The sequence below is a fragment of the Chromobacterium sp. S0633 genome (genome assembly GCF_024158805.1).
In the GTDB taxonomy this organism is placed as follows: Bacteria; Pseudomonadota; Gammaproteobacteria; order Burkholderiales; family Chromobacteriaceae; genus Chromobacterium.
In genome coordinates this window covers 1-24,117 of record NZ_JAMZGH010000007.1, presented here as the reverse complement: position 1 = coordinate 24,117, position 24,117 = coordinate 1, and the positions used below count along the sequence as shown (strand labels likewise).

Sequence of the window (24,117 nt, the reverse complement as noted above, 5' to 3'; positions counted from 1 at the left end):
TAAACAAAAAGACAATATAATAATTTTGCAACACTATATCATTCGGGGCAGGCGCAAGATACTCGCGAACCATAAATTTAAAAGAAGAAAAATATTAATAAGAACAATCAACGCGACGCAAAAGCCCGCCACGACGCAATGCAGAGGAAAGCGCTTAAATGAGAATTTCAGAAGATGAATTCGCGCTGGACGTGATTGACGGCGAACCCGCCATCATTACCCAGTCCAGCGTGCTTGGACAGCCGGGCAGCGAATGGGAAGGCTCCCCGGTATTCAAGAAAACCTATTTGCTGGAGCTGATCAGCCGCAGCCTGGAACACGAGATCATCCAGCCCGAAGACATCCAAAGCCTGATCCGGACCGCGAAAAAGCCCTGATCGCGCCGGGCGCGCCGCCGGCTGCGCCCCTGTTCTCCCGTCCCGGGCTTGGGTACACTGAGCCGTTGCAATACAATGGCGTATCGACCGCCGCGCAACCATTCCATCGCCCTCCCGGCGCACACGGAAGGCGGCGCAACACCACAGGCTCACACATGCCCCATCTGACACTGGAGTACAGCGGCAATCTGGCCGGCTTCGCCGCCGCGGACGCGCTGCTGGACATCAACCGCGCGCTGCTGGCCAGCGGCCACTTCGAAGAAGCCGACATCAAGAGCCGCGCCGTGGCGCTGGACGCCTGCCGCATCGGCGTCCACGATCTGCCGCGCGGCTTCGTCCACGCCAAACTGGCCATACTCAGCGGGCGCAGCCCCGAGGAAAAACAGCGTCTGTCCGAACTGAGCCTGCAGGCGCTGGCCGACAGCGCGGCGCTGCCGCCGGGCATGGAAGTGCAATTGTGCGTGGAAATCCAGGAAATAGACCGCGCCAGCTACCGCAAACGCCTCATCGCCCGTTAACGGAGAAACATCCCATGACCGCGCTCAAACTCGCATCCCGCGGCCTGATGGCCGCCGCCCTGCTCGCCGGCCTGGCCGGCGCCGCCCACGCCGCCGACGACATCGACCGCGTCAATCTGGAAGGCACGCTGGGACAGGAACGCATAGGCATGAGCCTGCTGGTGAAGGACGGCAAAACCTTCAGCGGCGGCCACTACTTCTACGGCCGCTATCTGAAGGACATCCCGCTGCGCGGCAAGCTGCAAGGCGAGATCCTGCAACTCAGCGAACCGGGCGGCGGCGTGTTCAAGCTGCGCTTCAAAGGCAACGGCAGCGCCGACGGCCAGCCGCTGAGCTTCGACAACAGCGTGGGCCTGGACGGCGACTGGACGCTGAAGACCAAGACCCTGCCGGTGGCGCTGACCATGGGCGACATGGCGCCGGCCTCCGAAGGCCGCTGGTATCAGGACGTCACCGAAGAAAGCGACGCCGCCTTCGAAGCCAAAGTCCAAGGCTTCCAGCGCGCCGCTTTGGCCGGCGAAGCCCAGCAGGCCAGCCGCTACGTGCACTTTCCGCTCTGGATCAACCACAAGGGCGGCAGCCGCCAGATCGCCAATGCCCACCAGCTGCAAAGCGAGTGGAGCGCCATTTTCACTCCCGCCTATCTGGAACAGCTGAAGCAGGCGATGGCGCACAATCTGTTCGTGCGCAACGGCCAGGCGATGCTGGGCAGCGGCGTGGCCTGGTTCGACGCCAAGGGCGCGGCGGCGCTGAACCTGCCGGACTGAAACCGGCGCGCCAAACCAACAGGGCGGCCAAAGCCGCCCTGTTTTCATTGGAGCCCGCGCGCTATGGCGAAAAAGCGGCGAAGCGCCCGGAAAAATGCTTTGGCGGAGGGAAAGCCAGGTCGCCCGTCTTGCTGGTCCGCAGACCCAGGGCGACGAGCGACTCCGCCAACGCCACCGCCGCGCCCACCCCTTCCACAACCGGCAGGCCGATCGCATCTCCGATACGGGGAGCCAGATCCGCCATCCCGGCGCACCCCAGCACAATGGCGCCGACGCCATCCTCGTCTCGGGCCCTGCGCGCCTCCTCGACGATGAGCCGGTAAGCGATATCGGGCTCTCGCTCCAGATCCAGCACCGGCACCTCGGCGGCGCGCACCCGCCGGCAAAGATGGGCATAGCCGTAGCTATGCAATAAATGCTCGGCGATCACGCACGTTCGGCCCAATGTGGTGACCACCGAAAAACGCGTGGCGATCAAGGACGCCATCTGAAAAGCGGCCTGCGCGATCCCCACCACCGGAGCGCGCGCCAGTTCCCGCGCCGCGTTCAAGCCGGGGTCGCCAAAACAAGCCAGCACGTAAGCGTCGTAGCCTTGCCGCGTGCCCTCCCTGATCTCCTCGCACACCCCGATCACACTGACCGCCTCGTCGAAATGCGACTCGATCGACACCGGTCCATCCTCTGGATTCCTGGCCACGATCAAAGTGTCAGGCCTGGCCGCCCGCACCGCCGCCAAACGGATACGCTCGGTCATATCCGCGGTCGTATTAGGATTAATCACGCAAATCTTCATGAGCACGCTCCATGCGCAAACGCCATTTATCGGCCGCTGCGCCGCTTGGCGATACCGTGCAACACCGCCTTCAAATCCGGCCCGCCGGCGCTCTCTTCCTCAAACCGACAGTTGCCCTCCACGGCGTCGAGGTGACGCCGCATCCATTCCACCGCCTCATCCGCCTGTCCGTTCTCCATCAGTTCTAGAATCTGCTGATGATCGGCATGGCGGCATGAACCGGCAATCGGCGCGCCGTAGCGGGCAATGATCAAAGAGCTGCGCACAATCAATTCATGCAGGATATCGGTCAATAATTGATTCCCGGCGATGGACAATAGCCGCAGATGAAAGGCGCCGGACCACGTAATGGCCGCCGACCGGTTCTGCTCGTGCTGGGCCTTGCACTCTTGCCGCAGCGCGTCCGCCAGCGCGGACAGATCTTCCTTGCGCAAATTGGCCATGGCCAGCGGCAAAGCGCCGCACTCGATCAACCTTCTGGCGGCGAAAACATCACGCGACTCCTGCACCGTCGGCTCCGCCACCGAAGCCCCTCTATTCGGACGCAAATCAACCAGCCTCGCAATCGACAGACGCTGCAAGGCCTTGCGCACCCCTGCGCGACTGACGCCAAACGCCTCCGCCAGCGCATCCTCCGGCAATTTAGTGCCCGGCGGCAACTGCGCCTCGTAAATGGCCGTCAGCAAATGCTCGTAGACCAACGCATCCTTGGCGCCGACCTCGTCCAAAGCCGCGTCCTCCTCCTTGCTGCGCTCCGACACCCTCCCCTCCCTTTCCCTGTCCCATCCGCGGCGCAAAACGACGCCGACCATCAAAACAACAAAAATTGTTCACAATCCACAATAATATTGTACACAACAAAAAACGCAAAATACAATGCGCCATCAGTGTTCAATAAGAAAAAATCATTAAAATCAGCGGATTGGCATGTGGTTTGCTGCAGAGATGTTTTGTTAGGCCATGGACAGCCATGGAGCCTTGCAAAATCCTAGTAAATCATCCTTTATTTTGTATACGAAAATAAAAAAATCGTAGACAAAAAAGGAGCGACTCACCCCCACCAGGAGTCACCCTATGTCAGAGCAACACCCCGCCCGCTATAGCGACCGGCTATACAACGAAGATCTCGGACCTCTCAAGCAGCAGAACTGGAACTGGTACAACATCTTCGCCTTCTGGATGTCGGACGTGCATAGCGTTGGAGGCTATGTGTTTGCCGGCAGCCTGTTCGCTCTAGGCCTCAATGTCTGGCAGGTTCTGCTCTCCCTGCTGATCGGCATCTGCCTGGTCAACCTATTCTGCAACCTGGTGGCCAAACCCAGCCAGCAAGCCGGCATCCCTTACCCCGTGGTCTGTCGCATGTCTTTCGGCGTATACGGCGCAAACGTGCCCGCCGTCATCCGCGGGCTGATCGCCGTGGCATGGTATGGCATCCAGACCTTCCTGGCTTCCAGCGCGCTCAACATCATACTGCTGCGCTTCTTCCCTCAGCTCGCAGTTCTTGCCCACGGCAGTCTGCTGGGCTTGTCCTACCTTGGCTGGCTGGGATTCATGATCATGTGGACGCTGCAGGCCATCGTGTTCTGGCATGGCATGGAGTCCATCCGAAAATTCATCGATTGGGCCGGCCCCGCGGTATACGCCGTCATGCTGCTGCTCGCGGCGTGGGTCGTCTGGCGGGCGGGCCCCGCCAATATCAGCCCCACGCTGAGTGCAACCAGCCATCAGGGCCTCCTCGCCCTGGGTCAGATGGCGATCGCCACCGCCCTGGTGGTCTCCTATTTTTCCGGCCCCATGCTCAACTTTGGCGACTTTTCCCGTTACGGCAAAACGTTCAAAGAGGTCAAACGCGGCAATTTCTGGGGCCTGCCGGTCAACTTCCTGGCCTTTTCCATCGTCACCGTGGTCATCACCTCCGGAACCCTGACCGTATTCGGCCGCATGATTACCGACCCCATCGAAACCGTCAGCAAGATCGACAATACGCTGGCCGCCGTGCTGGGAGGCTTCACTTTCGTCACCGCCACGATCGGCATCAACATCGTGGCCAATTTCGTTTCCGCGGCTTTCGACTTTTCCAATGTCGCCCCCAAGCACATCAGTTGGCGGACCGGCGGTTTCATCGCGGCTTTCGCCTCGATTTTCATCACGCCCTGGAATCTGTTCAACTCCCCTCAGGTCATCCACTATACGCTGGACGTGCTGGCCGCTTTTATCGGTCCCTTGTTCGGCATCCTGATTGCCGATTTCTACCTCATCCGTCATCGCGTCATCCACGTCGACGACCTCTACAGCAATCAGCCCGGAGGCCGTTACTGGTATCAAAACGGCGTCAACCCCAAAGCCCTTTACGCCTTGGCCCCTTCCGTACTCATTGGCCTGATCATTACCTTCAGCTCATGGGAAACGCTTGCCAACTTCAATTGGTTCATCGGCTGCGGGCTGGGCTTATCGACTTACTACCTGCTGATGAGGCGGCACGGCAAGACGCTTGCCCTGGTTGCGCCGGACGCCGTCGCCAGCCAGCCCTAGCAGGCCAGCGCCCGATTCAGAGCCGCGAACAAAACCTCGTGGATAAGCCGAGCCCCAGCGCGCCGACGCAGACGACCTTGTAGCAGCGCAGCTAACACGACGTTTCCGCGAAGCTACAGTGCCCGTCGTACGACAAGGGGGCGCATCGCAGGATCAGGGGGTTTTGTGAGCGGGTCTAAGCTGAACGGTGATCAACCCAAGGCAAGGTGGGCAAAACGCGGATCTAAAGTCCGAGAACAAAACTCAAGGGCGGCCGCGGCCGCCCTTTATTCATGGCGAAACAATCCGGCGTCAAAATATGCTGCATTGCAACATAAAACGCTTTATGCTGAAGACTGCCCGCCCGCAACCGGAGCCCGCCATGACCGCCGAACTCTCCGATCCGCCCCGCCTCCGCCTCAACGAACATCCGCAACGCCGGCAACTCAACCGCGAAGCCCACGCCAGGCCCGCGCTGCAGATCGCCTCCGACAACCGCGTCAGCTATCTGGCCTATCTGCACCGCCACATCAGCCGCGAACAGGAAAACTGGTTATGCCGGGAACTGGCGCTGCAACTGGGACAGCCGGCGCCCGACGTCGGGACCGGCCAGTTTCAGCTGGACGCCGCGTTTGGCCGCGTGCGCTGGGAGCGGCACGGGGAATTTTCCAGCTTCACCATCCTCGCCCACGGCGCGGAAACCAGCCCCTTCGCCCAACCCGCGCTGCAAGCGCTGCCGGCGGCCTGGCTGCCGCTGCTGCCCGGCAATGTGCTGGTGGCCGCCCACGCCGCGCTGTTGCCGCCCGGCGCGCTGCCGCTGCGCATCGAGGATCTGGCCGCTCAGTGCTTCAACGGCCACGATCTGGCGGGCGCGGAGATAGGCGACGGCGCCGGCCGCGCCTACACCGATTTCCGCATCCACCCGGACGGCTTCTCCCGCTATCTGCTGGCGGACCTCTATATGGGCCGCCGCCAGGCCGGCCGCATGTTGCAGCGCCTGCTGGAGCTGGAAACCTACCGCATGCTGGCCCTGTTGGCGCTGCCGGTGGCCAAGAGCATCGCCCCGGAGCTGGCCAAGGCGGACGAGGAACTGGCCGAGCTCACCGGCGCCATGAGCGGCGCCGGCGCCGACAGCGAGCCCCAGCTGCTGCACCGTTTGACCGAGCTCGCGGGCGCGACGGAAAACGCGCTGTCCCGCACCGATCACCGCTTCAACGCCTCCCTCGCCTATTACGACATTGTCCGCAGCCGCGTCGCCGAGCTGCGCGAACGCCGGATTCACGGCCTGCAGCCCTTCCAGCAATTCATGCAACGCCGCCTGGCGCCGGCCATGGACACCTGCCGCGCCGTGGCCGCGCGCCAGCGCGAGCTGGCTGCGCGGGTCAACCGCGCCACCGCGTTGCTGCGCACCCGCGTGGACATCCGCCGCGAACGGCAGAACCAAGCGCTGCTCACCTCGATGGAGCGCCGCGCCGCCATGCAGCTGCACCTGCAGCAAACCGTGGAAGGGCTGTCCATCGCCGCCATCACCTATTACAGCGCCGGCCTGATCGGCTATCTGCTCAAAGGCGCCAAGGCCGCCGGCCTGCCGCTCAACGTGGAGCTGGCCACCGCCGCCGCGGTGCCGCTGCTGGCGCTGGCCATCGCCCTGGGCCTGCGCCGCACGCGCTCCGCGCTGCGGCGCCACGGCGAGGCGTCCGGCGCGCCGAGCGGCTGAAACCTGCCCATTCAGGCAGCCGGGCCGCGGCCCCATCGGCTATACCGAATCCATAGCCGCGGCCCCGCCGCCGCGAACTTTGCCGGCGCGGGCCCAGTCAGAAAAACGCCGCCCGCGCTCCAGCCCGACGGACAGAACCCACTGTCCGCGGCCGCGCCGGCCAAAGGAGAAACCGATGAACGACACCTTATGCGCCGCCGCGCAGTCCGCCTTCCCCCTCAGCCCCAGCCTGGCCGCCTCCTTGCGGCAATTGGACGCCTACCAGGCCAATCTGAACATCGAGCAGATCCGGCTGTTTCACGATTCGCTGCAACTCGGCCCGGACGATTTGCAGCCCTTCCGCCAATTCAGCGACGAACGCTACCGCCGCAACCAGATCTACCTCAGCCCCTGGTGCGAACTCTTGCTGCTCTGTTGGCGCAGCACCCAGCGCAGCCGCATCCACAACCACCGCGGCAGCCTGTGCGGCTTGCGCGTGCTGCAAGGCGCCGCCACCGAAACCGTGTTCGAACGCACTGATCACGGCCTGGTGTACGCGGTGGAATCCCACCGCCTGGAAAGCGGCAGCCTGACCGTCAACAGCCATCTGGACATCCACCAGATCTCCAACCTCCAGCCCTACGGCGAAGACCTGGTCACCCTGCATCTGTATTCGCCGCCGCTGCGCAAAATGGAACTGTTCAGCCTGGAATCCTCCCAAGTGGAGCGCCCCGGCGACTCCATCAGCTGGGTCTACGAAATCTGAAGCCGCGACGGCCGGCCTTCTGGCCGCCTCGCGCCGCCGGCCCTACAATACAAATCTCCTTACGCAACAGGCTCAACCATGTCCTCCGCCCTCGCCGCCGAGCTGTTCGCCGACTTGCTCACCCACTTTCCCTGGCTGGACCGCGCCCAGCCGCCGTGGCATTGGCTTGGCCGGCTGCCCGACAGCCTGGCGCGGCAAAACGCCTTGCTGGACCCGGCGCACTGGGCGGTGGACGGCGACATCGCCATCCACCGCAGCGCCTCGATCGAAGCCGGCGCCGTCCTCAAAGGCCCGCTGCTGATCGGCCCCAATTGCCGCATCGCCGCCCACGCCTATCTGCGCGGCGGCGTGGCGCTGGCCAACGACGTGACGGTGGGACCGGGCTGCGAACTCAAAACCTGCGTCATCGGCCCCTACTCGCGGCTGGCCCATTTCAACTTCGTCGGCGATTCCGTGCTGGGCGCGGACATCAATATGGAGGCCGGCGCCGTCATCGCCAACCACTGGAACGAGCGCCGCGACAAGACCATCACGCTGCGCTGCCGCCAGCAGGCCTGGACCCTGCCCACGCAGAAATTCGGCGCCCTGGTGGGCGACCACAGCCGCATCGGCGCCAACGCCGTGCTGTCTCCCGGCACCTTGCTGCCGCCGCACGCGGTGGTGGCGCGCCTGGAATTGGTGGAGCAAGACCCGGAGCTGGACTGAGTCCAAGACCGCACCGCCCTTCACATCCCGCGGCGGCCGAACCGGCCTGCGACGTCTCCGACCGGCGGCCGGCCTTTATTCGGCTAGCCGAACGCCAAGAGGAGGCGGGCCTTGGAGCCGGTTCAAGGTCTCGCTAGCACAAGCGAGACAAGGCGAAAACCGCTGAGGAGAAAGCGGAATCCACACCTGGCGCATGAGCATTTTTAAGCGGGTTTCAACGCCGTAAGGAAGCGCTGCTGTCATCGCTAAGCCTCTTGGCGTTTCCATTATTTCATTGACAATCAAACCACCGGAAAATCAATGAAAGAACAATTTCGTCTTCCATAAAAGCCAAGAAAACACCGCTCTCTCTATTCACATCAAACAAGCCGCCGTCCTTTAAAACCTGGGACGATCAAACCGCCAAAACACGGCGGGATCAAATAGACGGAAAACCGCCACGCCGCAATTAACCTCTAAGCATCCACAACGAAAAAACCAATAAATACAGTCATCTTTAAAACAAAATGCCGCGTTAAAATAATCGGCATTATTCACAAAAACCACCCCCATCCAGAAACTTACCGCATAAGGTTCAGTCACTGCTGATAGCTGCGCGGCTATGGATCCAAATGTCAACCACCCTCATTCATATAAGGGAAAGAGAACATGCGCCTAGCTATTATTCCAAGTCTGCTGATCGGGGTTTCTTTATTTGGCTGTAATGAAGACGATGCGCAAAAACAGCTGGCCGGACAGGCCGCCGGCTATGCCGCCGTCGCCAATGCCTGGCCGTTCAACGCCGTCGCGCCGCGCAATGATCTAAGCGGCGCCTTTGAGGGCGAGGTGTCCGTCGCCCAAAGCCAGATCATGCCGGCCGGCTCCGGCGTCGCCGGAGACAGCCAGCCGCATTTGGTGGCCGGACGCCAAGCCTTGCTGATGCTGCGCCCGATTTCCGCCCTCAGCGCCGACAAGCCGCTGCAAGTCGCCGTCAAGGACAAGAGCGGCGCCACGCTGGGCACGCTGTCGCTGAATCCGCCCGACAAACAGCCCAAGACGGCGTATTTCGTCGACGGCGCGCCGGAAGGCGGCATTGACTTCACGCCGCCGTCAGGCGCTCAAACCACCATCAGCAGCAACGCCGATCTGGCCAAGCTCGACGACCCCAACGGCGCCTTCCTGCGCGGCAAGCTCGGCGCCAACGCCATGGTGAATATCCAGACCGCGGACGGCAGCTGGGTCAAGACCGCCTATCTGCCCGCCGACGCCTCCTTCGAAGGCAAGATGATCCGCTTCCAGTCCCAGGCCGGTTACGGCTCCACGGTGCGCTACAGCTCGCGCGCGGTGGACGTCAGCCGCGGCGACACCCTGCTGTTCAAATACGTCAACGGCCAATGGTTCCGCCAAGGAGAGCTGGACAACAACCGGATCGTCTACGCGCAAAACCTTTGGAGCGCCGTCCTGCCGGCCGCCTGGGTAAAGCCGGGCATGTCCCTGCAGTTCAGCCACGCGGCGAAATCCGGCACCCTGGCCAAGCTTGAAGTGGGCCCGGCCACCCAGCTGCTGATCAACACCATAGACATCGGCATGCTGGTGGAGCCGCGCCGGGCTTTCGCCTTCGCCAACGATCCCGGCGCGCATCGCGAGTACCTGCAAACCGTTCCGCTCAATCAACTGCTGGTGGCCCAGTACGAACCCGTCCATCTGAAAGAAGTGATGCTGCCGGACGGCAGCCGGCTGACTCAACAAGACCCCAGCGAGGGCGGCTGGCATACCGGCACCATGCGGGAGGACATCGGCAAGGAACTGATTTCCACCGGCATCAATTACGCCAATTACGGCGTCAACAGCACGGCCGGCCGCGGGGCGGACTTCCCCTTGACCGCCGCCTTGCTGACCGCGCACAACAGCCAGGGCCGATACGCCAACGGCGTGCAAGTGCACGGCGGCTCCGGCGGCGGCGGCGTGGTCACGCTGGACGCGTCCCTGGGCAACGAGTTCAGCCACGAAGTGGGCCACAACTACGGTCTGGGCCATTATGTCGGCGGTTTCGACGGTTCGGTTCACCGTCCCGCCGGGGCCATCAACTCCAGCTGGGGCTGGGATGCGGACCTCAAGCGCTTCCTTCCCAACTTCAGCGGCGTCGTCAGCAATCAAGACACTTGCATGCCGGAAGGCAAACCCTGCCAAACGCCCTTCGCCGGCCGCAGTTACGGCCTGGACGCCATGGCCGGCGGCAGCCCGATGAGCGCCGTCAACCGCTTCACGCTGTATACGCCCTATGTGGCCAAGCGGATTCAGCAGTTCCTGGAGAGCAAGCCGGTGTTCGACCCCGCCTCGGCCACCGGCTTCAGCCTGTGGAACGCGTCCAGCCAAAGCATGCAGCCCTACCCTCACCGGATCGCGCCGGACACGGCGACCGTGCCGCTGGAAAAACTGAGCGAGGCCTATCTCGCCGAGGCGATAGGCAAGGCCGACCGTGCGCTGATCAAGATGGAAGACGGCTATTGGACACGGGAGGTCAAGGCGCCGGCGGCCAGCGCCGCCAACAAGGGCAAGCTCATCACCATAGACAACCGCGCCACCTACGCCACCAGCCTGCTGGCGCCCGGCCAGACGTTTACGATAACGGGCCGCAGCGGGGACAATCACTTCGTGTCCGACGGCCGGCTGTGGGTCAAGACGCAGTCCATTGAAACCGACCGCAAGCCGCAGCGCTTTGGCGTGCCGGTCACCACCTTGCTGGGGTATTACGACCCGGAGATGAAACTCACCTCCTATATATACCCGGCCCTGCGCGGCGCTTACGGCTATAGCTACCCGGATGACGGCGCGTCGGCGTCCTCCGCGCAATGCCAGTTGCAGGTCGACACAGCCAGCGGGCAGTTGAAGTTCAAACTGCAAAGCACGCGCGTCAACGGCGAGGTGATGAACAAATTCCACGTCAACGTGCCCAGCGCCTTGCAGCCGCAAAACGCGAAAGTGGTTTGCGGCGGAAAAGCGCTGGCCAGCAAGGCGGTTCCCGCGGCGAGCGGCGCTTTGCGCTACACGATCAACGGCGTGCTGCAGTAAGGCTCTCCCCGCCTAAGCGCCTGGCGAGCAAGAGCGATTTTCAACGCTCTTGTCCATCCATCCCGCCGACGCGCGGCAGGCCATGAACCGGTTCTTAGGCTGAAACAATGCGGCGGCCCCATTCAACGGGGCCGCCGCATTGTTTTTCTCTCCGGCAAGCGCTCAATCGCGTCAGCGCGGCTTTTCAAACAGCATCCTGACCGCCAGGCCGCCCAAGACCGTGCCCATGATCCAGCGCTGGGCCACGCCCCAGGCCGGTTTCCGGACCAGAAGCGCGGCCATGGCGCCGGCGCTCAGCACGATCAAGGCGTTGACGCTGACGCTGATCAGGATTTGCGTGAACCCGAGCAATAGCGATTGGGACAACACGTCGCCGCCGGCCTTGGACAGAAACTGCGGCAACAGGGCCAGATACATCACGGCGATTTTCGGATTCAGCAGATTGGTCAGAAAACCCATCATGAACAGCTTGCGGTCGCTGTCCGGCGCCAGCTCGCGCAGCTGGAAGGGCGAGCTGCCGCCGGGTTTGAGCGCTTGCCACGCCAGATACAGCAGATACGCCGCGCCGCCCAAGCGCAAAGCGTCGTAGGCATAGGGGATGGCCAGCAGCAAGGTGGTGATGCCCAGCGCCGCGCACAACATGTAGAACACAAAGCCCAGCGCCACGCCGGACAAGGAGATCAGCCCGGCCCGCTTGCCCTGGCAGATGGAGCGCGAGATCAGATACATCATATTCGGCCCCGGGGTGGCCACCATGCCCAAGGAGACCAGCGCAAAGGCCAGCAGATTCGAGTATTCCGGCATCGTCGTTCCCAAATGAAATCAAGCCGCCATTTCGCGGCTACAACACTACACCAGCGCTTGCGGCAGGCTGACCTCGGGATTCTGCTCCCTGACGAAATCCACCACCGCGCAGAAGAAGGGCGAGGGCCGCCGCCAGAACAGCGGGCGGATGCGAGAATCGAGCAGCACCAAGCCACCACGCGGATGGGCGTCGGCTTTCAGCCACAGACGATCCACCGCCCCTCTATTGCCCTGACCATGCGTCAGAAAACGGATGGCATCAATAGCGGCAACATCAACCTCGCGCCAGCGATATTCTGTTTCCACACCCACATAAGCGATCTTGCGGCCAACCCAATCCAGCCGCACCCGCTGCAGAAACACGCTACAGCCGATAAGAAAAGCCATGAGATTGATGCCCAGCAGCAGCACGCCGCTCCCGGTCAAATCCTGATGCATGCTGCCATGCGGGTCATGGTACTGGAGCCAGCTCATCACGCAGGATACCGCCAACACTATGAGCTGGAGGCGGAATACGATGCGAAAACCCGTCAGCAGGGTTTGAGTGCAAGGGCGTTGATCTGTCATCGCTCAAAGTTACAATTGCGGAATATCCATGCTAGGCCACCACGCCCGCCGAGCCCGGCCGGCATGACGACGCGGGCCGCACATGATGCCCTAATTCCGCCCCGACCTTCAATCCGCCCGCAAACCGCAGGTGGAAGGGCGGCAGCCCGGGCCAGGCGCGCAGGGTCCAGCGAAGCAAGAGATGCACCTACTTGAGCACAACAATAAATGACAACGCTCTGATCAAGCTGTTCAAAGCCGACGCGGAACTGGCCGCTAGCCGGGCACAGGCGATGAAAGCGCTCATCTGTAAAAGTTCTGATTTGAACTGACAATCGGGCGCCGTCAAAACGGAAGGCTGCCAGATCAAGTCTGAACTTCTACAACTTGCCCCACAGAACCCACTAAATTTGACGCCTGCGCCCCAGCCTTAAACGGCCAACCCCTGTCGTTCCCCAATCCATTAGTCCCAACAAAAACAATCCGCCCCGCCATCAGCTTGACGCCCCACCCCCGCCTCAGTACCCTTTGTGTCGCGCAGCGCCCAATAACGCCGCGCAGGGTTTGGAAGCCCAAAAATCCTAGATCGCAGACTCGTTTGTGTCAGCTTTGGCACAACTACGTCTGCTGCCACGCTGTGCCCATTCGGACAGGCCGTGGCAGGGAGTTCCTCGTGAACTACCGGTCTTTGATCTAGGATACCGGTCTTCCAACCTTGTCACGCGCCTGTCCAAGTCTCGCCGGACAGGTTTCCAACGCTGACTTGGAGACCGCAATGACCTCTCCCTCGACTCTCGCCAAACCGCCCCCCACCATTCACCAGGAACAACTGCGCCTGCTGTCCCAAACCCTGGACGCTTGCGCGCTGGCCTTGAACTGCCTCTCCCAATTGCGCGCCACCCTGGCCGCGATCCAAGCCCAAACCACTCCCCCCTCCCATCAACATCTATTAGCTCGCCTCTCCGTCGACGTACTGGACCACTACGCTGCCCAGTTGCAGCAGATCAACACCGCGGCCCAAAGCGAGTATCTGGCATGGGGGACGACATGAAACCCAGCTTGATGCATTTGCATAGGGATTTGCTGCTGGGCAACACCAGCAGCGTGGAGCTGACGAAACAGGCGCTCCACGCCATTGCCTGCCATCAGCAAGCCGGCGGCGCGGCTTTTACCCAAGTCAACGCCAAAACCGCCCTGGCCGTTGCCCGGCAACTTGACGCCGCCCGGCTCTACCCCACCCCGCTGGCCGGCCTTCCCCTCGTCATCAGCGATGGTTTCGACGTTCAAGGCCAAGTCACTTGCGCCGGCTCCGTGGTGCTGAAATCCAAGCCGCCCGCCAGCCAGGACGCAGCCGTGGTCGCAAGCCTTCGCACAGCCGGAGCGGTACTGCTGGCGCGCGCCAATATGAGCGAGTTCTCTTACTCCAGCCTGGGCCTGAACCCTCATTACGGCACCCCGCTGAACCCCGGCGATCCAACGCGTATTGCCGGCGGCTCCAGTTCCGGCGCGGCGGTCAGCGTGGCCCTGGGCATGAGCGCGGCCGCGCTGGTGTCAGACAGCAGCGGCTCCGCGCGCATTCCCGCCGCCTTCTGCGGCCTGGTCGGCTTCAAGGCCACGGCAAAACAGATGCCGCTGCAAGGCTGCCTGTCCTTATCGCCCTCGCTGGACTCCGTAGGAATGTTGGCGCGTTCGGTCTCTTGTTGCTCGGTCCTGAGCGCCGTGCTCAGCGGAGGCTGGATGCCCACCCATATCCGCAACAGCCAGCCCCCGGGAATCAAAAGATGCCGGCTCTATGTCACCGAGGACTATCTCGCGGAGCAACTGGACCCCGAGGTGGCCCAAGCGTTCGACAAGGCGCTGACGCGCTTGTCCAAAGCCGGCGCCCGCATCATTCGCTTCGACTTTCCCGAACTCAGGCAGATTGCTGAAATGAACGCCCAGGGCGGGCAAATCGCAGCCGAAGCTTGGCGCTGGCACCATGCGCGGCAGGAAGAGGCAGACTGCCGCCACCTTGATCCGCGCATTGCCCAACTCATCCGGCAAGGGGCAAATCAGAGCGCCGTGGATTATCAAGACCTGCTTGAGCAACGCCGCACGCTGCAAGCCGTCGCCGCGCAGCGGCTCTCCATGGCCGACGCCTGGCTCATGCCCACCGTGGCGATCCTGCCGCCCACGCTGGCTCAGCTGGAGAACGATGACGCCTATACCCGCTTGAATCGCCTGGTGCAGCGCAATAGCGCCGTCGTCAATCTGCTGGACGGCTGCGCCGTCAGCCTGCCCCTATCCCCCCAAATCGGCCTGAGCGTCTGCGGGCTGCACGGCCGCGACACCCATATCCTGAAATTGGCGGCCGGTATTGAAGCCACGCTGGCGCAGCCGGAAGGAGAATGACATGGATGGCCCAATACCCGTGATGGAGCAATTGAAGCAGCTGAATCAAAACTTGATGGACGCCCAGCCGGATCAAACCGCGCTGTCCCATCTGGGCCAGCAACTGGCCCAGCAGTGCGCGGAAATGGATGCCTGTCTGCTGCAGGGCTTGATGGAACTGCGCGCCGCCCATATCGGCTTGCAAGCCATCCTGACCCTGCTGCAACGGCGCGATGAACCGCTGCTGTTCAGCAGCGATGAAGCGGTGGCGCTGCTGGAGCCGGTGCAACAGCGCTTGAACCGCGGTTTAAACCGCATCAACCGCTTGGTGTAGCCCGGCAAATCGCCAAGGAGCGCCCCGACAATGACGCCTATATAGAGTAAAAGCAGGCATATTGCTGTATGAGCTTTTACCTATAAGTCTTCATGAATTTTTAATAGTAATATTTATGCCCCGGCTTCGGCCGGGGCATTTTTATGTGGGCTACCGCAAAGCAGTTGATCAGAAATTCGGTTTGCCACTGGCTGTAAATCGGCCAAAGCGGGCAGCCATAGGAACAGACCACAACGTCCGCATTCGCCCCAGAGCAGCCAACAACCCATTTTGTCAAGTGGCCTCAGCTTAGCAACTTATAGCTGCCATTGGTCTTAGATAAAGTGGGGCATCAGGCTGCTTATGAGTTTGATGGACAAACCGTAGATACGAGCACTTTATTATGACAATGCCTTTGCATATCAAGCGGTTGGAGTCTATAAATCTTGTCATCAATATCAATTTTTATACGGACACCACTATCCATATAAACACTATTAGCAATCACTGGATGACATGAAAAGATATCGAATACTTTCATTTGACTTTGACACAAGAGCACATATTTTGGAACTAGTTCAAGAGGACTGGGATGAAGCAGCTAAAGCTCAGTACAGTGAAATTCAGAACAGAGTTATTTCCGGGCTGAAGCTTCAGTTCGGGGAGCACAATATTCAAAGTAAAGTTGAAAATTTTATTGAACTAGGCAATAAGCCGTTCTCTGTGGCTGCGTTTCATAATAAATTTCTAGAACAAATTAGAAACTCTTATGTGATTGGCAGTTACTACCCCGCATTGACAGGCGCATGTGCTTTGGGCGAAAGAATCTTGAATCACTTAATGATTCTACTTAGAGAGTATCACAAGAGTTCTTCTGAATATAAAAAAGTCTATAAAAAAGACTCTTTCGATAACTGGTTACAGGCCATTGATGCACTGGAATCCTGGAGGGAACTATTGCCTGAGGCCGCATTGAAATTTAGAGATTTAAATGAAAAGCGTAATCGAGCCATTCATTTTAATCCGGAAACGGATCGAGACGACAAGTCCCTAGCGATAGAAGCCATTCATCTTCTTCAAGAAATTGTAAGCACTCAATTTAGCGCCTTTGGTAACCAGCCTTGGTATTTCTGTGTGCCTGGAGAAAATTATATAAAGAAAGAATGGGAAGAGAGACCGTTCGTTAAGTGCGTCTTGATTCCAAACGCTTCATTAGTTGGCCCAAAACATCGAGTTGAAAGCATTGTTCCTAAATTGATGATTAACGATCAATTTGATTATGAAGAAAAATGCATTTCAGATGATGATTTTATTTTCCTACGTCAGATGGGCTAAAATTTCAATCAACAGGGACTGGTCAGCCAGTGGCTCACCCACTAGTCGCACAGCCCGTCACTTCGAGTGTTAGGGCTTCTATGACTGAACAACAGGAAGACTATCTTCATTTCTTGGTTTGCATCGACCGGCTGAACAATGCCTGGGCAACCCTGAATTCAGTGAAAGATGCAAAGGATAATCCATTAATAGGGCCAGCATTTCGTTACGCACTGGTTGAATACTCTACGTCATACACTAGATCTGACGGCCCAATAAAAAAATACAGAGCACTTGAAACGAAGTGGATCCCATGCGAGTTTATCGAATTGCACGAACGAATATTGAAGGCCAGAAGCAAAGTTCATGCACACTCAGATCTTACGGTTCTAGAGGCATCGCTTCACGTTGAGAGAGTTGACCAAACTATATATGTTACAGTCCTTCAAAATATGATTCATGGCCTTGAAGAGCTTGAAAATTTGGAAGACATCATTCATCTCATTGAGGGCACCCTCGACAATTTGTACAAGGAGCAAGAGGTTCTAAAGGCAGCGCTCCAGCCCAAACCTGTAGGAGTTCAGACTTGATCTGCCCGCCCTCCCCCATACCCAACTTCCTATTTTCAGTACATCAAAGAAGCCCTCTCCCTCCTGCAGCATCCCACCAAGGCCACGCCCATGCCCATGCCATCGCGCCGGATATGCGCGCCCTCGTTTCCTATGATGTCCAGATATGTTTGGCGGCTTTGGTCAGCGTCGCCTTGCCCTTGTTCGCCCCCACATCGCAATAGCCGCTATCCAGTGGCTTCATCTCCGCGCTTGAGCGCGCTTTGCACCTGCATCAAGGTCTTACGCTGCGGCTCATTTGACAAGCCCAGCCGCTCGATGACGTACTGGTTCTTGACCGACTCCAACACCTGGGCCCTCAGACCCTTCAGGCATTGCAAGCCGGTCTGGCGCTGACGCAGTTGGCCGTCCACACCCAAGGCCGTCCTCACCTCGCCGCCCGCGATGTCGAACAGCGCGCCGGCGGCCGGCGTCAGCCCCAGCATGTGGATGCAGCCATGGACCATGCCGTCCAGCTGCCGCGCCGTCGCCTTGACGCCTGCCGCGTTCAGCCGCGCGGCGTAGTCCTCCGCCTCGCTGCGCAAGGGATCGAACTCGGCGGTCAGGATGGTCGCGCTCGGCAAGCCGTCCAGGCGGGTCGCCAGCAGCGGCGAGACATAGGGCGACGCCCCCTCCGCCTCCGCGGAGAGATAGGTGGCATAGCAGAAGCGCATCAACTCCCGCGTCAGGTAATAGCCATCGCCGTAAGCCTGATAGGAGGCGCTGTCCATCTGGTGACTCAAGGCCGGGTAGATCAGCAGTTGATGGGCGATGGATGGGCCTGCCTGATCGCGCGCCAGCAGGCAGGCCGCGGCGGCGAGGTTGCCGCCGGCGCTGTCTCCGGCCACGCCCAGCCGGGCGGGATCCAGGCCAAGCGCTTGCGCGTGTTCAAACGCCCAGCACAAGGCGTCGTACACATCGTGCAGCGGCACCGGATAGCGGTGCTCGGGCGCCAGCCGGTAATCGACGGACAAGACCACGCAGCCGGTGGCCTGGGCCAGCGCGCGGCAGGGGTTGTCGTAGACATCGGCCGAGCCCAGGCACCAGCCGCCGCCGTGGGCGAAGACCAGCGCCGGCTGCGCCGCCGCGCGGGCCTCGGGCCAATAGCCGATCACCCGCAGCGGGTAGCCGTCCCGCGCCTTCACTTGGAACACCTCCACCCGCGCCACGTCTTCCAGCGGGCCCTGCTGTTGGCGCAGCCCGGCGTCGGTGTCGGCGCGCAGCCGCGCCATGTCCACGGGCGCGCCGGCCTCGCCCGCCGCCGCCTGTTCCAGCCACTGCTGGATCTTGCTGTCCAAGGGCATCTCAGTCCTCGCTTTCCAGGAAGGGCAGCAGTTCGGCGATGAACGCCTCGGCGGCCTCCTCCATGATGAAGTGGCCGCAATCCGGAATCACCACGCCGCGCAAATCGTCGGCCCGGCCGCGCATGGTGTCCAGCGGGGCCTTGCCGGTGGCGTGTTCGGCGCCGATGGCGAGCACCGGCATGGCCAGCTTGCTTTGCGCGCGCCGCTGGTTCTGGCGAATGGTTTCGGGAATGGCCCGGTAATAGGCGAAGCCGCCGCGCAGGCCGCCCGGCGAGGAGTAGGCGTCGATATACACCTCCGCCGCCACCCGGTTACGCCGCCATGACCAGCGCTGGAACATAAAGTCCAGATAGGCGCGCTCGCGCCCGGCGATCAGCGTTTCCGGCAAGTCGGCCAGCTGGTTGAACATGAAATGCCACAGGAAGATGTTCTCCTCCGGCGGCGCGAAAATCGACGGCGCCGGCGCCAGCCCGGGTATCACCGCCTCGGTCAGCGCCAGCCGGCTGACCACGCCGGGGTGGTCGCTGGCCAGCGCGTAAGCCAGCCACATGCCCACATCGTGGCCCACCACCTGGTAACGCTCATGGCCCAGCCGGCTCATCACCCGGTGCAATGTCGCGGCGACGGCGCCGGTGTCGTAGCCGCTGTCCGGCCGGCTGGACAAGCCGGTGCCGGGCGGATCCACGGCGATGGCCTGGAAGCCGCGCGCGGCCAAGGCGCGCATCACATGACGCCAGGCGAACCAGGTTTGCGGCCAGCCGGGGATCAGCAGCACCGGCCGGCCGCCTCCGGCGGTGACCACATGGACGCGCTGGCCGTCCAGCCGCACGTAGTCGTGAATGAAATCGGGTTCGGTGTCGATAAGGGGAAGTGCCGACATCTGTAGTCTCGCTGAAAAAGGGAATGGGAAGTCAGGCGATGCCCAGCATCGCGCGGATCTGCTGCTGATCGACCGCGGCGCCGGCGAAGTCGTCGAATACGCGCTCGGTCACATGGATGATGTGGCGGTTGATGAAGTCGACGCCTTCGCGCGCGCCGTCCTCCTGGTTCTTGAGGCAGCACTCCCACTCCAGCGTGGCCCAGCCTGCGTAGTCGTATTGCGCCAGCTTGGAGAAGATCGCCTTGAAGTCCACCTGGCCGTCGCCCAGGGAACGGAAGCGTCCGGCGCGCTCCATCCAGCCGCTGTAGCCGCCGTAAATGCCTTGCCGGCCGTTGGGCCGGAATTCGGCGTCCTTCACATGGAACATGCGGATGTGCTCGTGATAGATGTCCAGGAAGGCGAGGTAGTCCAGTTGCTGCAACACCAGGTGGCTGGGGTCGAACAGCATCTTGCAGCGCGCGTGCCGGTCCACCAGCTCGTAGAAGCGTTCGAAGCTGGCGCCGTCGTGCAGGTCTTCGCTGGGGTGGATTTCGTAGCACAGATTGACGCCGTGTTCGTCGCAGACGTCGAGAATCGGCCGCCAGCGCCGCGCCAGTTCTTCGAAGGCGGTTTCAATCAGCCCTTCCGGCCGTTGCGGAAACGGGAACAGATACGGCCAGACGAAGGAGCCGGAAAACGTGCCCATCTCGCTCAGGCCCAGCCGCCGCGAGGCCTGGGCCGCCATCCGCAGACGCTCCAACGCCCAGGCGGCGCGCTCCGCCGGCTTGCCGCGCAGGCCCGGCGGCGCGAAGTTGTCGCACATCGCGTCGTAGGCCGGGTGCACGGCGACCAGTTGCCCGAAGATATGCGTGCTCAGCTCGCTGATCTCCAAACCGTGCGCGGCCAGCGTGCCGGTGATTTCATCGCAATAGTCCTGGCTGACGGCGGCGCGCTCCACATCGATGAAGCGGCTGTCCCAGGCCGGAATCTGCAAGGCCTTGAAGCCGGTGCGCGCCGCCCAGCCGGCGATGCCGTCCAGGCTGTTGAACGGGGCTTGATCCGCGCCGAATTGAGCCAGGTGCAGGCTGGGTCCCTTGAGTGTTTTCATGTGTCGCCCTTAATTGTTTGTCGATCGACAAATAATAGGCGACGCCAAGGCTACACGTCAACGGCGGAGCGCGATAAAATTCCGCCCAAGAACAATCGAGCGAGGCGGAAAGATGGCGGGCAGGCCTAGGGAGTTTGACCGGGAACAGGCGTTGCAACAGGCGATGCTGGCCTTTTGGCGGCGCGGCTACGAGGGCACGTCGATGTCGGATCTGGTGGCGGCGCTGGGCATCGCCTCGGCGCGGATCTACGCGGCCTTCGGCAGCAAGGAGGGCTTGTTCCGCGAGGCGGTGGCGCGCTACGCCGCCGGGGACGGCGGCTTCGCCGATCTGGCGCTGCGCCAGGAGAGCGATGTGGCCGCCGCCATCGAGCGGATGCTGCGCGACGCGGTCATGCTCTACACCCGGCATGACGCGCCGCAGGGCTGCATGGTGGTGTCGGCGGCCACCAATTGCTCGGAACAGAACGACGGCGTGCAGGAATGGCTGCGCGCGCAGCGCCAAGAGCGCACCCAATCGGTGACGGAGCGGCTGCGGCGCGGCGTGGCCGACGGCCAGCTGCGGCCGGACGCCGATGCGGACGCCCTGGGCGATTTCTACGCCGCGCAATTGCACGGCATCTCGGTGCAGGCGCGCGACGGCGTGCCGCGCGAGCGGCTCTTGGCCTCGGTGCGCGTCGCCATGGCCCCGCTTTGGACGGCGGCCGTCAAGGCCTGAGCCGGCGCTCGGCGCGTCGGCCGGACCCTCCTACCCCGCGCCGGTCTGAGGCCATTCCGGGAACAGCGTCTCGGCCAGGTGCATCACGCGTATCGGCAAGCGGTGCGCCCAGGGGCGAACCTGGGCGGCGCAGCGGCGCCAATGCTCGTGGGTGAACATGCGGCTGGGCGCGCTGGCCACCCACACCGCCAGCACCAGCGCGGCGCGCAGGGTGTCCGGATCGGTGCTCAAGCCCACGTTGACCTGGGCGGCGGCGTGTATGGCCTCGCTGGCCGGCAGCGGCGCGCCGGGCGCGAATCCCAGCCGCGCCAGGGCCGCGCTCACTTCCGGCGCGCGGACGGGTTCCGGCGCGCCGGAACGGGCGGCGGCCAGCAGCAGGCCGGCCGCCTGCGCCGCGCCGCCCAGCCCCCACTCCGCCAACAGCGCTTGCGCCGCGCTCGGCGCCGGCCAATCGGGCGCATCCGAAACGTCGCCGTCGCGGTGCAGGCCGCGCTCGCCGGGATCGGATGCGGCCAGCGCCGCGTCCGGAAACAGCTGCGCCAGGGTTTGCCGCACCCGGCGCTCCACCGCCGGGGTGTTCCCCTGGTGCCAGAAATTGAAGATCAGCGCGTCGCGCGGCTGTCGCGTCAGCGCCGACACCGAGTGATAGGAATGCGCGCTCATCTCAAAGCCGAAGGCCATATTGGGATAGGGCCGGATGCTCTGGTAGACGGCCTCCGGCTCGTCGCCGGCGTGGATATTGAGCAAGCCGCCGTCTTCCGGCCGGTGGTCGCGGGTGAATTGCACCACCACGCGGTAGCCTTCGTAGCCCAGGCCGGGATTGTCGTTATGCACGCCGATGCGCTGGCCCGGCACCATGCGGTGCCCCAGCACCTGAATGTCGTCCGCGGACAGCGGCACCTCGAACAGGATTTGCATCTGCTCGCGCAAGGCGTCCAGAAACTCCTCGCGCACAAAGGCCGGCGCGTCCGGCCGCAGCTGATAGAGCCGGCGCAGATCCAGCCGGTAGGTGACGAAGAAATCCCCCACCCGCTCCTCCCAGGGCAGCGGGCCTCTGAGCACCGCGTCCGCCTGTTGGGCCACCGTCTCGTCGAAGGTGTCGAAGCAGAGGAAGTGGCGGTACGGTTGCTCGAAGAACAGCACGTTTTCCAACATGATCGCCCCCTATGCGCAATGTGCCGCGGCGTCGCGGCCGGCCAAGGCGCGGAACTGGTCCGCCCTCAGCGCCAGCGGCCGCCACAAGGCCTGTCCCAGCGCGGTCAGCGCCCGCGCCCGGGCCAGAGATTCTTCCATCTGGGCGCGCCAGTCTTCCAGCTCCGACACATTGCGCGCCAGCTCGCTGTGCACCGCGACGCCGGCCATGATCAGCCGGTAGTAGAAAATCAGCACGTTGACGAAGGCGTGGTGGGCCTTGAGGATGCCCAGCGTCGGCCGCTGCGCGCCGCGCGCCGGGGAATGGAAGGTTTCGCCCAGCGAGGGATCGCTCAGCGCGCCCATGGCGGCGAGCTGGTGCAGATAATCGTGGCTGACCTCATGCACCAGGGTTTCGGCGCAGCGCAAGGGGTCCGGATGGATGGTCATGTACAGCGCGCCGTTGAGCATGGAATAGCTTTCACTGTTGAACTTGCCCGGTTCCAGCCGCAGCGGGGACACCACGCGCAGCAGACGGGCGATCCAGCGGTGGTAGGCCGGGGAATAACAGGCGATCAGCGTCATCGCCCGGTTCAAGGTGGCGGCGCAGCCCGGGCCGGCCGGGACGACCTCCGGGTCCGGGTTCAGCAGGCTGCGCGGCAAGGGCCGCAGCACGATGTCCGGCCCCGCCTCGCCCAGGGCGACGGCCGGCAGTTTGCGCGCCGGTCCCGTCACGCTGCGCCAGCTCTCGCCCTCGCGCTCGAAAGCGCAACCGCGCTGCGTGTGCGCGGCGGTGTCCAGCCGGATTTCCAGCCTTTGCGCGTCGCCGCTGACGCGGTAGGCGACGGCGGCCGGCAGCGCGTAGCCGGCGAAGCCCAGCGCCAGCGGCCGGGACAGCCGCAGGTGGAATTCGCGGCCGGGCCGGTGCGCGGTCCAGTGCAGCGCGCATTGCAGCGCGCGCGACAGCAACAGGTCCGGCTGGCGGGCCTCTTCGTCTCGCAGCGCTTGCAGATTGCAAAACGGATGCGCGGCCAGCTCGGTCAGCCGCGCGGTCTCGGCCGCGTCGGCGCCGCCCGCGGACAGCATGGCGGCGGCCATCTCCGACAAGGCCGGGGCGATGCCGGGCGCGTGGCGCTGCAGCAAGGGCCGCCAATGTTCGAGAAAGGCGTTCAACTGCCGGCCGCGCAGCTGCCGCGTCCAGCCGGCGTGCCAGTCCTCATCGAAGGCTTCGAAGGGGCTGGAATAAGCGCGGGCGATTTCAGGGGTCATCGCGCGATCTCCTCGATCGGGCTCGCCGCCGGCTTCAGCAGCGGCCGCAATGGCAACTGCAAGGCGTCCAGGAAGCGCCGCCCTGCCGGGCTCAGACTGCGCGCCCGCTCCAGTTCCGCGGCCATGCGCGGCAGCCAGTCGCGCAAGTCCGCCATGTGATGACGCCAGTCGGCGTCCGCCAAGCGGCCGTTGCGGCGCAAGGCGTCGAAAAACAGCGCCACATTGCCGAAGGCGTGGTAGGCCAGCAGCAGCATGAGGGCCGGACGCCGACAGCGCTTGACCGGGGAGTACAGCCATTCTTCCGCCCCGCGCTCGCTCAAGGGGAACAACCGGTCCAGCAAGTGGAAGTGCTGATGGCTGGCTTCGTGAACCAGGGTTTCCGCCATGTCCAGCGGCGAGGCGAACAGCGTCATCGACACCAGCCCCGGATAGTGCAGGCTGCTCCAGCTGGACACCAGGCCGCCGCTTTGCCTCAGCGGCCGGACCTGGCGCACCAGGCGGCGCACCCAGGGGCCGTAGGCCGGCGCGCCCTGCTCGATCAAGGCCAGCCCGGCGGCCAGCGCCCGCCCGGCCGCCGCGTCCGGCTCGCCGG

24 protein-coding genes are annotated in these 24,117 nt (G+C 62.7%); 14 read left to right on the top strand and 10 right to left on the bottom strand.

Features of this window, described 5'->3' with window-relative positions; all coding sequences use genetic code 11:
* The first annotated feature begins 158 nt into the window (after window positions 1-158).
* From NK214_RS07020 to NK214_RS07010, 3 genes are all read left to right on the top strand, one after another.
* Window positions 159-377 carry a hypothetical protein gene (locus NK214_RS07020; protein WP_107800286.1) on the top strand — a complete coding sequence of 73 codons (219 nt, stop codon included), beginning with the start codon at window positions 159-161 and terminating at the stop codon, window positions 375-377.
* Between the two features lie 155 nt (window positions 378-532).
* A complete protein-coding gene (locus NK214_RS07015) occupies window positions 533-895 on the top strand; it encodes a 5-carboxymethyl-2-hydroxymuconate Delta-isomerase (protein ID WP_235089461.1) in 363 nt (120 codons plus the stop codon).
* A 14-nt stretch (window positions 896-909) separates the two neighbouring features.
* Entirely contained in the window at window positions 910-1,662 is a 753-nt protein-coding gene (locus NK214_RS07010; RefSeq protein WP_253314105.1) for a hypothetical protein, read from the top strand.
* Window positions 1,663-1,723: 61 nt separating this feature from the next.
* On the opposite strand, the gene NK214_RS07005 is transcribed toward NK214_RS07010, so the two are convergent.
* Window positions 1,724-2,455 (bottom strand): aspartate/glutamate racemase family protein, encoded by a 732-nt coding sequence (locus NK214_RS07005; RefSeq protein ID WP_253314104.1) that lies wholly within the window; start codon window positions 2,453-2,455, stop codon window positions 1,724-1,726.
* Between the two features lie 26 nt (window positions 2,456-2,481).
* Entirely contained in the window at window positions 2,482-3,216 is a 735-nt protein-coding gene (locus NK214_RS07000; protein WP_253314103.1) for an FCD domain-containing protein, read from the bottom strand.
* Window positions 3,217-3,529: 313 nt separating this feature from the next.
* On the opposite strand from NK214_RS07000, the gene NK214_RS06995 reads away from it, so the two are divergent.
* The 5 genes from NK214_RS06995 to NK214_RS06975 all read left to right on the top strand — a co-directional run bounded on the left by NK214_RS06995 (window position 3,530) and on the right by NK214_RS06975 (window position 11,184).
* Complete coding sequence (locus NK214_RS06995) at window positions 3,530-4,987, top strand: NCS1 family nucleobase:cation symporter-1 (protein WP_253314102.1); 1,458 nt, start codon at window positions 3,530-3,532, stop codon at window positions 4,985-4,987.
* Between the two features lie 361 nt (window positions 4,988-5,348).
* Window positions 5,349-6,683: a DUF3422 family protein gene (locus NK214_RS06990; protein ID WP_253314101.1), complete on the top strand. Its 1,335-nt coding sequence runs from the start codon at window positions 5,349-5,351 to the stop codon at window positions 6,681-6,683.
* 175 nt (window positions 6,684-6,858) lie between these two features.
* Window positions 6,859-7,428, top strand: coding sequence for a cysteine dioxygenase family protein (locus NK214_RS06985; RefSeq protein ID WP_107800292.1), 570 nt, complete (start codon window positions 6,859-6,861; stop codon window positions 7,426-7,428).
* A 78-nt stretch (window positions 7,429-7,506) separates the two neighbouring features.
* Window positions 7,507-8,133: an LpxA family transferase gene (locus NK214_RS06980; protein ID WP_107800293.1), complete on the top strand. Its 627-nt coding sequence runs from the start codon at window positions 7,507-7,509 to the stop codon at window positions 8,131-8,133.
* 648 nt (window positions 8,134-8,781) lie between these two features.
* Window positions 8,782-11,184, top strand: a complete 2,403-nt coding sequence (locus NK214_RS06975; protein WP_253314100.1) for a M66 family metalloprotease — start codon at window positions 8,782-8,784, stop codon at window positions 11,182-11,184.
* 171 nt (window positions 11,185-11,355) lie between these two features.
* Here NK214_RS06975 and NK214_RS06970 read toward each other — a convergent pair whose 3' ends face one another.
* Together NK214_RS06970 and NK214_RS06965 are read right to left on the bottom strand one after the other, a co-directional pair.
* Window positions 11,356-11,988: a LysE family translocator gene (locus NK214_RS06970; RefSeq protein ID WP_227107549.1), complete on the bottom strand. Its 633-nt coding sequence runs from the start codon at window positions 11,986-11,988 to the stop codon at window positions 11,356-11,358.
* Window positions 11,989-12,033: 45 nt separating this feature from the next.
* A complete protein-coding gene (locus NK214_RS06965) occupies window positions 12,034-12,462 on the bottom strand; it encodes a hypothetical protein (protein ID WP_253314099.1) in 429 nt (142 codons plus the stop codon).
* A gap of 847 nt (window positions 12,463-13,309) precedes the next feature.
* Here NK214_RS06965 and NK214_RS06960 point away from each other — a divergent pair.
* From NK214_RS06960 to NK214_RS06940, 5 genes are all read left to right on the top strand, one after another.
* Window positions 13,310-13,585, top strand: a complete 276-nt coding sequence (locus NK214_RS06960; RefSeq protein WP_253314098.1) for a hypothetical protein — start codon at window positions 13,310-13,312, stop codon at window positions 13,583-13,585.
* Window positions 13,582-14,925, top strand: a complete 1,344-nt coding sequence (locus NK214_RS06955) for an amidase (protein ID WP_253314097.1) — start codon at window positions 13,582-13,584, stop codon at window positions 14,923-14,925. The genes NK214_RS06960 and NK214_RS06955 overlap by 4 nt, the downstream gene beginning before the upstream one ends.
* Before the next feature lies 1 nt (window position 14,926).
* The gene (locus NK214_RS06950) at window positions 14,927-15,238 is read left to right on the top strand and encodes a DUF1484 family protein (RefSeq protein WP_253314096.1); all 312 of its coding nucleotides are present in this window, start codon (window positions 14,927-14,929) and stop codon (window positions 15,236-15,238) included.
* Between the two features lie 546 nt (window positions 15,239-15,784).
* Window positions 15,785-16,552: a hypothetical protein gene (locus NK214_RS06945; RefSeq protein ID WP_253314095.1), complete on the top strand. Its 768-nt coding sequence runs from the start codon at window positions 15,785-15,787 to the stop codon at window positions 16,550-16,552.
* An 80-nt stretch (window positions 16,553-16,632) separates the two neighbouring features.
* A complete protein-coding gene (locus NK214_RS06940) occupies window positions 16,633-17,121 on the top strand; it encodes a hypothetical protein (RefSeq protein ID WP_253314094.1) in 489 nt (162 codons plus the stop codon).
* A 206-nt stretch (window positions 17,122-17,327) separates the two neighbouring features.
* Here NK214_RS06940 and NK214_RS06935 read toward each other — a convergent pair whose 3' ends face one another.
* The 3 genes from NK214_RS06935 to NK214_RS06925 are packed head-to-tail and all read right to left on the bottom strand — an operon-like array spanning window position 17,328 to window position 20,410.
* The gene (locus tag NK214_RS06935) at window positions 17,328-18,443 is read right to left on the bottom strand and encodes an alpha/beta hydrolase (RefSeq protein WP_253314093.1); all 1,116 of its coding nucleotides are present in this window, start codon (window positions 18,441-18,443) and stop codon (window positions 17,328-17,330) included.
* A gap of 1 nt (window position 18,444) precedes the next feature.
* Complete coding sequence (locus NK214_RS06930; RefSeq protein ID WP_253314092.1) at window positions 18,445-19,323, bottom strand: alpha/beta hydrolase; 879 nt, start codon at window positions 19,321-19,323, stop codon at window positions 18,445-18,447.
* 31 nt (window positions 19,324-19,354) lie between these two features.
* A complete protein-coding gene (locus tag NK214_RS06925; protein WP_107798570.1) occupies window positions 19,355-20,410 on the bottom strand; it encodes a sugar phosphate isomerase/epimerase in 1,056 nt (351 codons plus the stop codon).
* A 112-nt stretch (window positions 20,411-20,522) separates the two neighbouring features.
* Here NK214_RS06925 and NK214_RS06920 point away from each other — a divergent pair, with 112 nt between their 5' ends.
* Window positions 20,523-21,125 carry a TetR/AcrR family transcriptional regulator gene (locus NK214_RS06920; RefSeq protein ID WP_227107533.1) on the top strand — a complete coding sequence of 201 codons (603 nt, stop codon included), beginning with the start codon at window positions 20,523-20,525 and terminating at the stop codon, window positions 21,123-21,125.
* A gap of 30 nt (window positions 21,126-21,155) precedes the next feature.
* Here the strand turns inward: NK214_RS06920 and NK214_RS06915 are convergent, their stop codons facing one another.
* The 3 genes from NK214_RS06915 to NK214_RS06905 all read right to left on the bottom strand — a co-directional run.
* Window positions 21,156-22,280, bottom strand: coding sequence for a 2OG-Fe(II) oxygenase (locus NK214_RS06915; protein WP_253314091.1), 1,125 nt, complete (start codon window positions 22,278-22,280; stop codon window positions 21,156-21,158).
* 9 nt (window positions 22,281-22,289) lie between these two features.
* Window positions 22,290-23,525, bottom strand: a complete 1,236-nt coding sequence (locus NK214_RS06910) for an HEXXH motif-containing putative peptide modification protein (protein ID WP_253314090.1) — start codon at window positions 23,523-23,525, stop codon at window positions 22,290-22,292.
* A partial coding sequence (locus NK214_RS06905) for an HEXXH motif-containing putative peptide modification protein (RefSeq protein ID WP_253314089.1) occupies window positions 23,522-24,117 on the bottom strand: 596 nt, incomplete at its 5' end. The genes NK214_RS06905 and NK214_RS06910, both read right to left, overlap by 4 nt.

Bases quoted from the DNA above. Each gene is read 5' to 3' on its own strand.
- NK214_RS06980 (WP_107800293.1), top strand. From the start codon at position 7,507: ATGTCCTCCGCCCTCGCCGCCGAGCTGTTCGCCGACTTGCTCACCCAC.
- NK214_RS06915 (WP_253314091.1), bottom strand. From the start codon at position 22,280: ATGTTGGAAAACGTGCTGTTCTTCGAGCAACCGTACCGCCACTTCCTC.
- NK214_RS07010 (WP_253314105.1), top strand. From the start codon at position 910: ATGACCGCGCTCAAACTCGCATCCCGCGGCCTGATGGCCGCCGCCCTG.
- NK214_RS07020 (WP_107800286.1), top strand. From the start codon at position 159: ATGAGAATTTCAGAAGATGAATTCGCGCTGGACGTGATTGACGGCGAA.
- NK214_RS06985 (WP_107800292.1), top strand. From the start codon at position 6,859: ATGAACGACACCTTATGCGCCGCCGCGCAGTCCGCCTTCCCCCTCAGC.
- NK214_RS06990 (WP_253314101.1), top strand. From the start codon at position 5,349: ATGACCGCCGAACTCTCCGATCCGCCCCGCCTCCGCCTCAACGAACAT.
- NK214_RS07015 (WP_235089461.1), top strand. From the start codon at position 533: ATGCCCCATCTGACACTGGAGTACAGCGGCAATCTGGCCGGCTTCGCC.
- NK214_RS06965 (WP_253314099.1), bottom strand. From the start codon at position 12,462: ATGAGCTGGCTCCAGTACCATGACCCGCATGGCAGCATGCATCAGGAT.
- NK214_RS07005 (WP_253314104.1), bottom strand. From the start codon at position 2,455: ATGAAGATTTGCGTGATTAATCCTAATACGACCGCGGATATGACCGAG.
- NK214_RS06940 (WP_253314094.1), top strand. From the start codon at position 16,633: ATGACTGAACAACAGGAAGACTATCTTCATTTCTTGGTTTGCATCGAC.
- NK214_RS06970 (WP_227107549.1), bottom strand. From the start codon at position 11,988: ATGCCGGAATACTCGAATCTGCTGGCCTTTGCGCTGGTCTCCTTGGGC.
- NK214_RS06925 (WP_107798570.1), bottom strand. From the start codon at position 20,410: ATGAAAACACTCAAGGGACCCAGCCTGCACCTGGCTCAATTCGGCGCG.
- NK214_RS06930 (WP_253314092.1), bottom strand. From the start codon at position 19,323: ATGTCGGCACTTCCCCTTATCGACACCGAACCCGATTTCATTCACGAC.
- NK214_RS06960 (WP_253314098.1), top strand. From the start codon at position 13,310: ATGACCTCTCCCTCGACTCTCGCCAAACCGCCCCCCACCATTCACCAG.
- NK214_RS06935 (WP_253314093.1), bottom strand. From the start codon at position 18,443: ATGCCCTTGGACAGCAAGATCCAGCAGTGGCTGGAACAGGCGGCGGCG.
- NK214_RS06975 (WP_253314100.1), top strand. From the start codon at position 8,782: ATGCGCCTAGCTATTATTCCAAGTCTGCTGATCGGGGTTTCTTTATTT.
- NK214_RS06955 (WP_253314097.1), top strand. From the start codon at position 13,582: ATGAAACCCAGCTTGATGCATTTGCATAGGGATTTGCTGCTGGGCAAC.
- NK214_RS06920 (WP_227107533.1), top strand. From the start codon at position 20,523: ATGGCGGGCAGGCCTAGGGAGTTTGACCGGGAACAGGCGTTGCAACAG.
- NK214_RS06910 (WP_253314090.1), bottom strand. From the start codon at position 23,525: ATGACCCCTGAAATCGCCCGCGCTTATTCCAGCCCCTTCGAAGCCTTC.
- NK214_RS06950 (WP_253314096.1), top strand. From the start codon at position 14,927: ATGGATGGCCCAATACCCGTGATGGAGCAATTGAAGCAGCTGAATCAA.
- NK214_RS06995 (WP_253314102.1), top strand. From the start codon at position 3,530: ATGTCAGAGCAACACCCCGCCCGCTATAGCGACCGGCTATACAACGAA.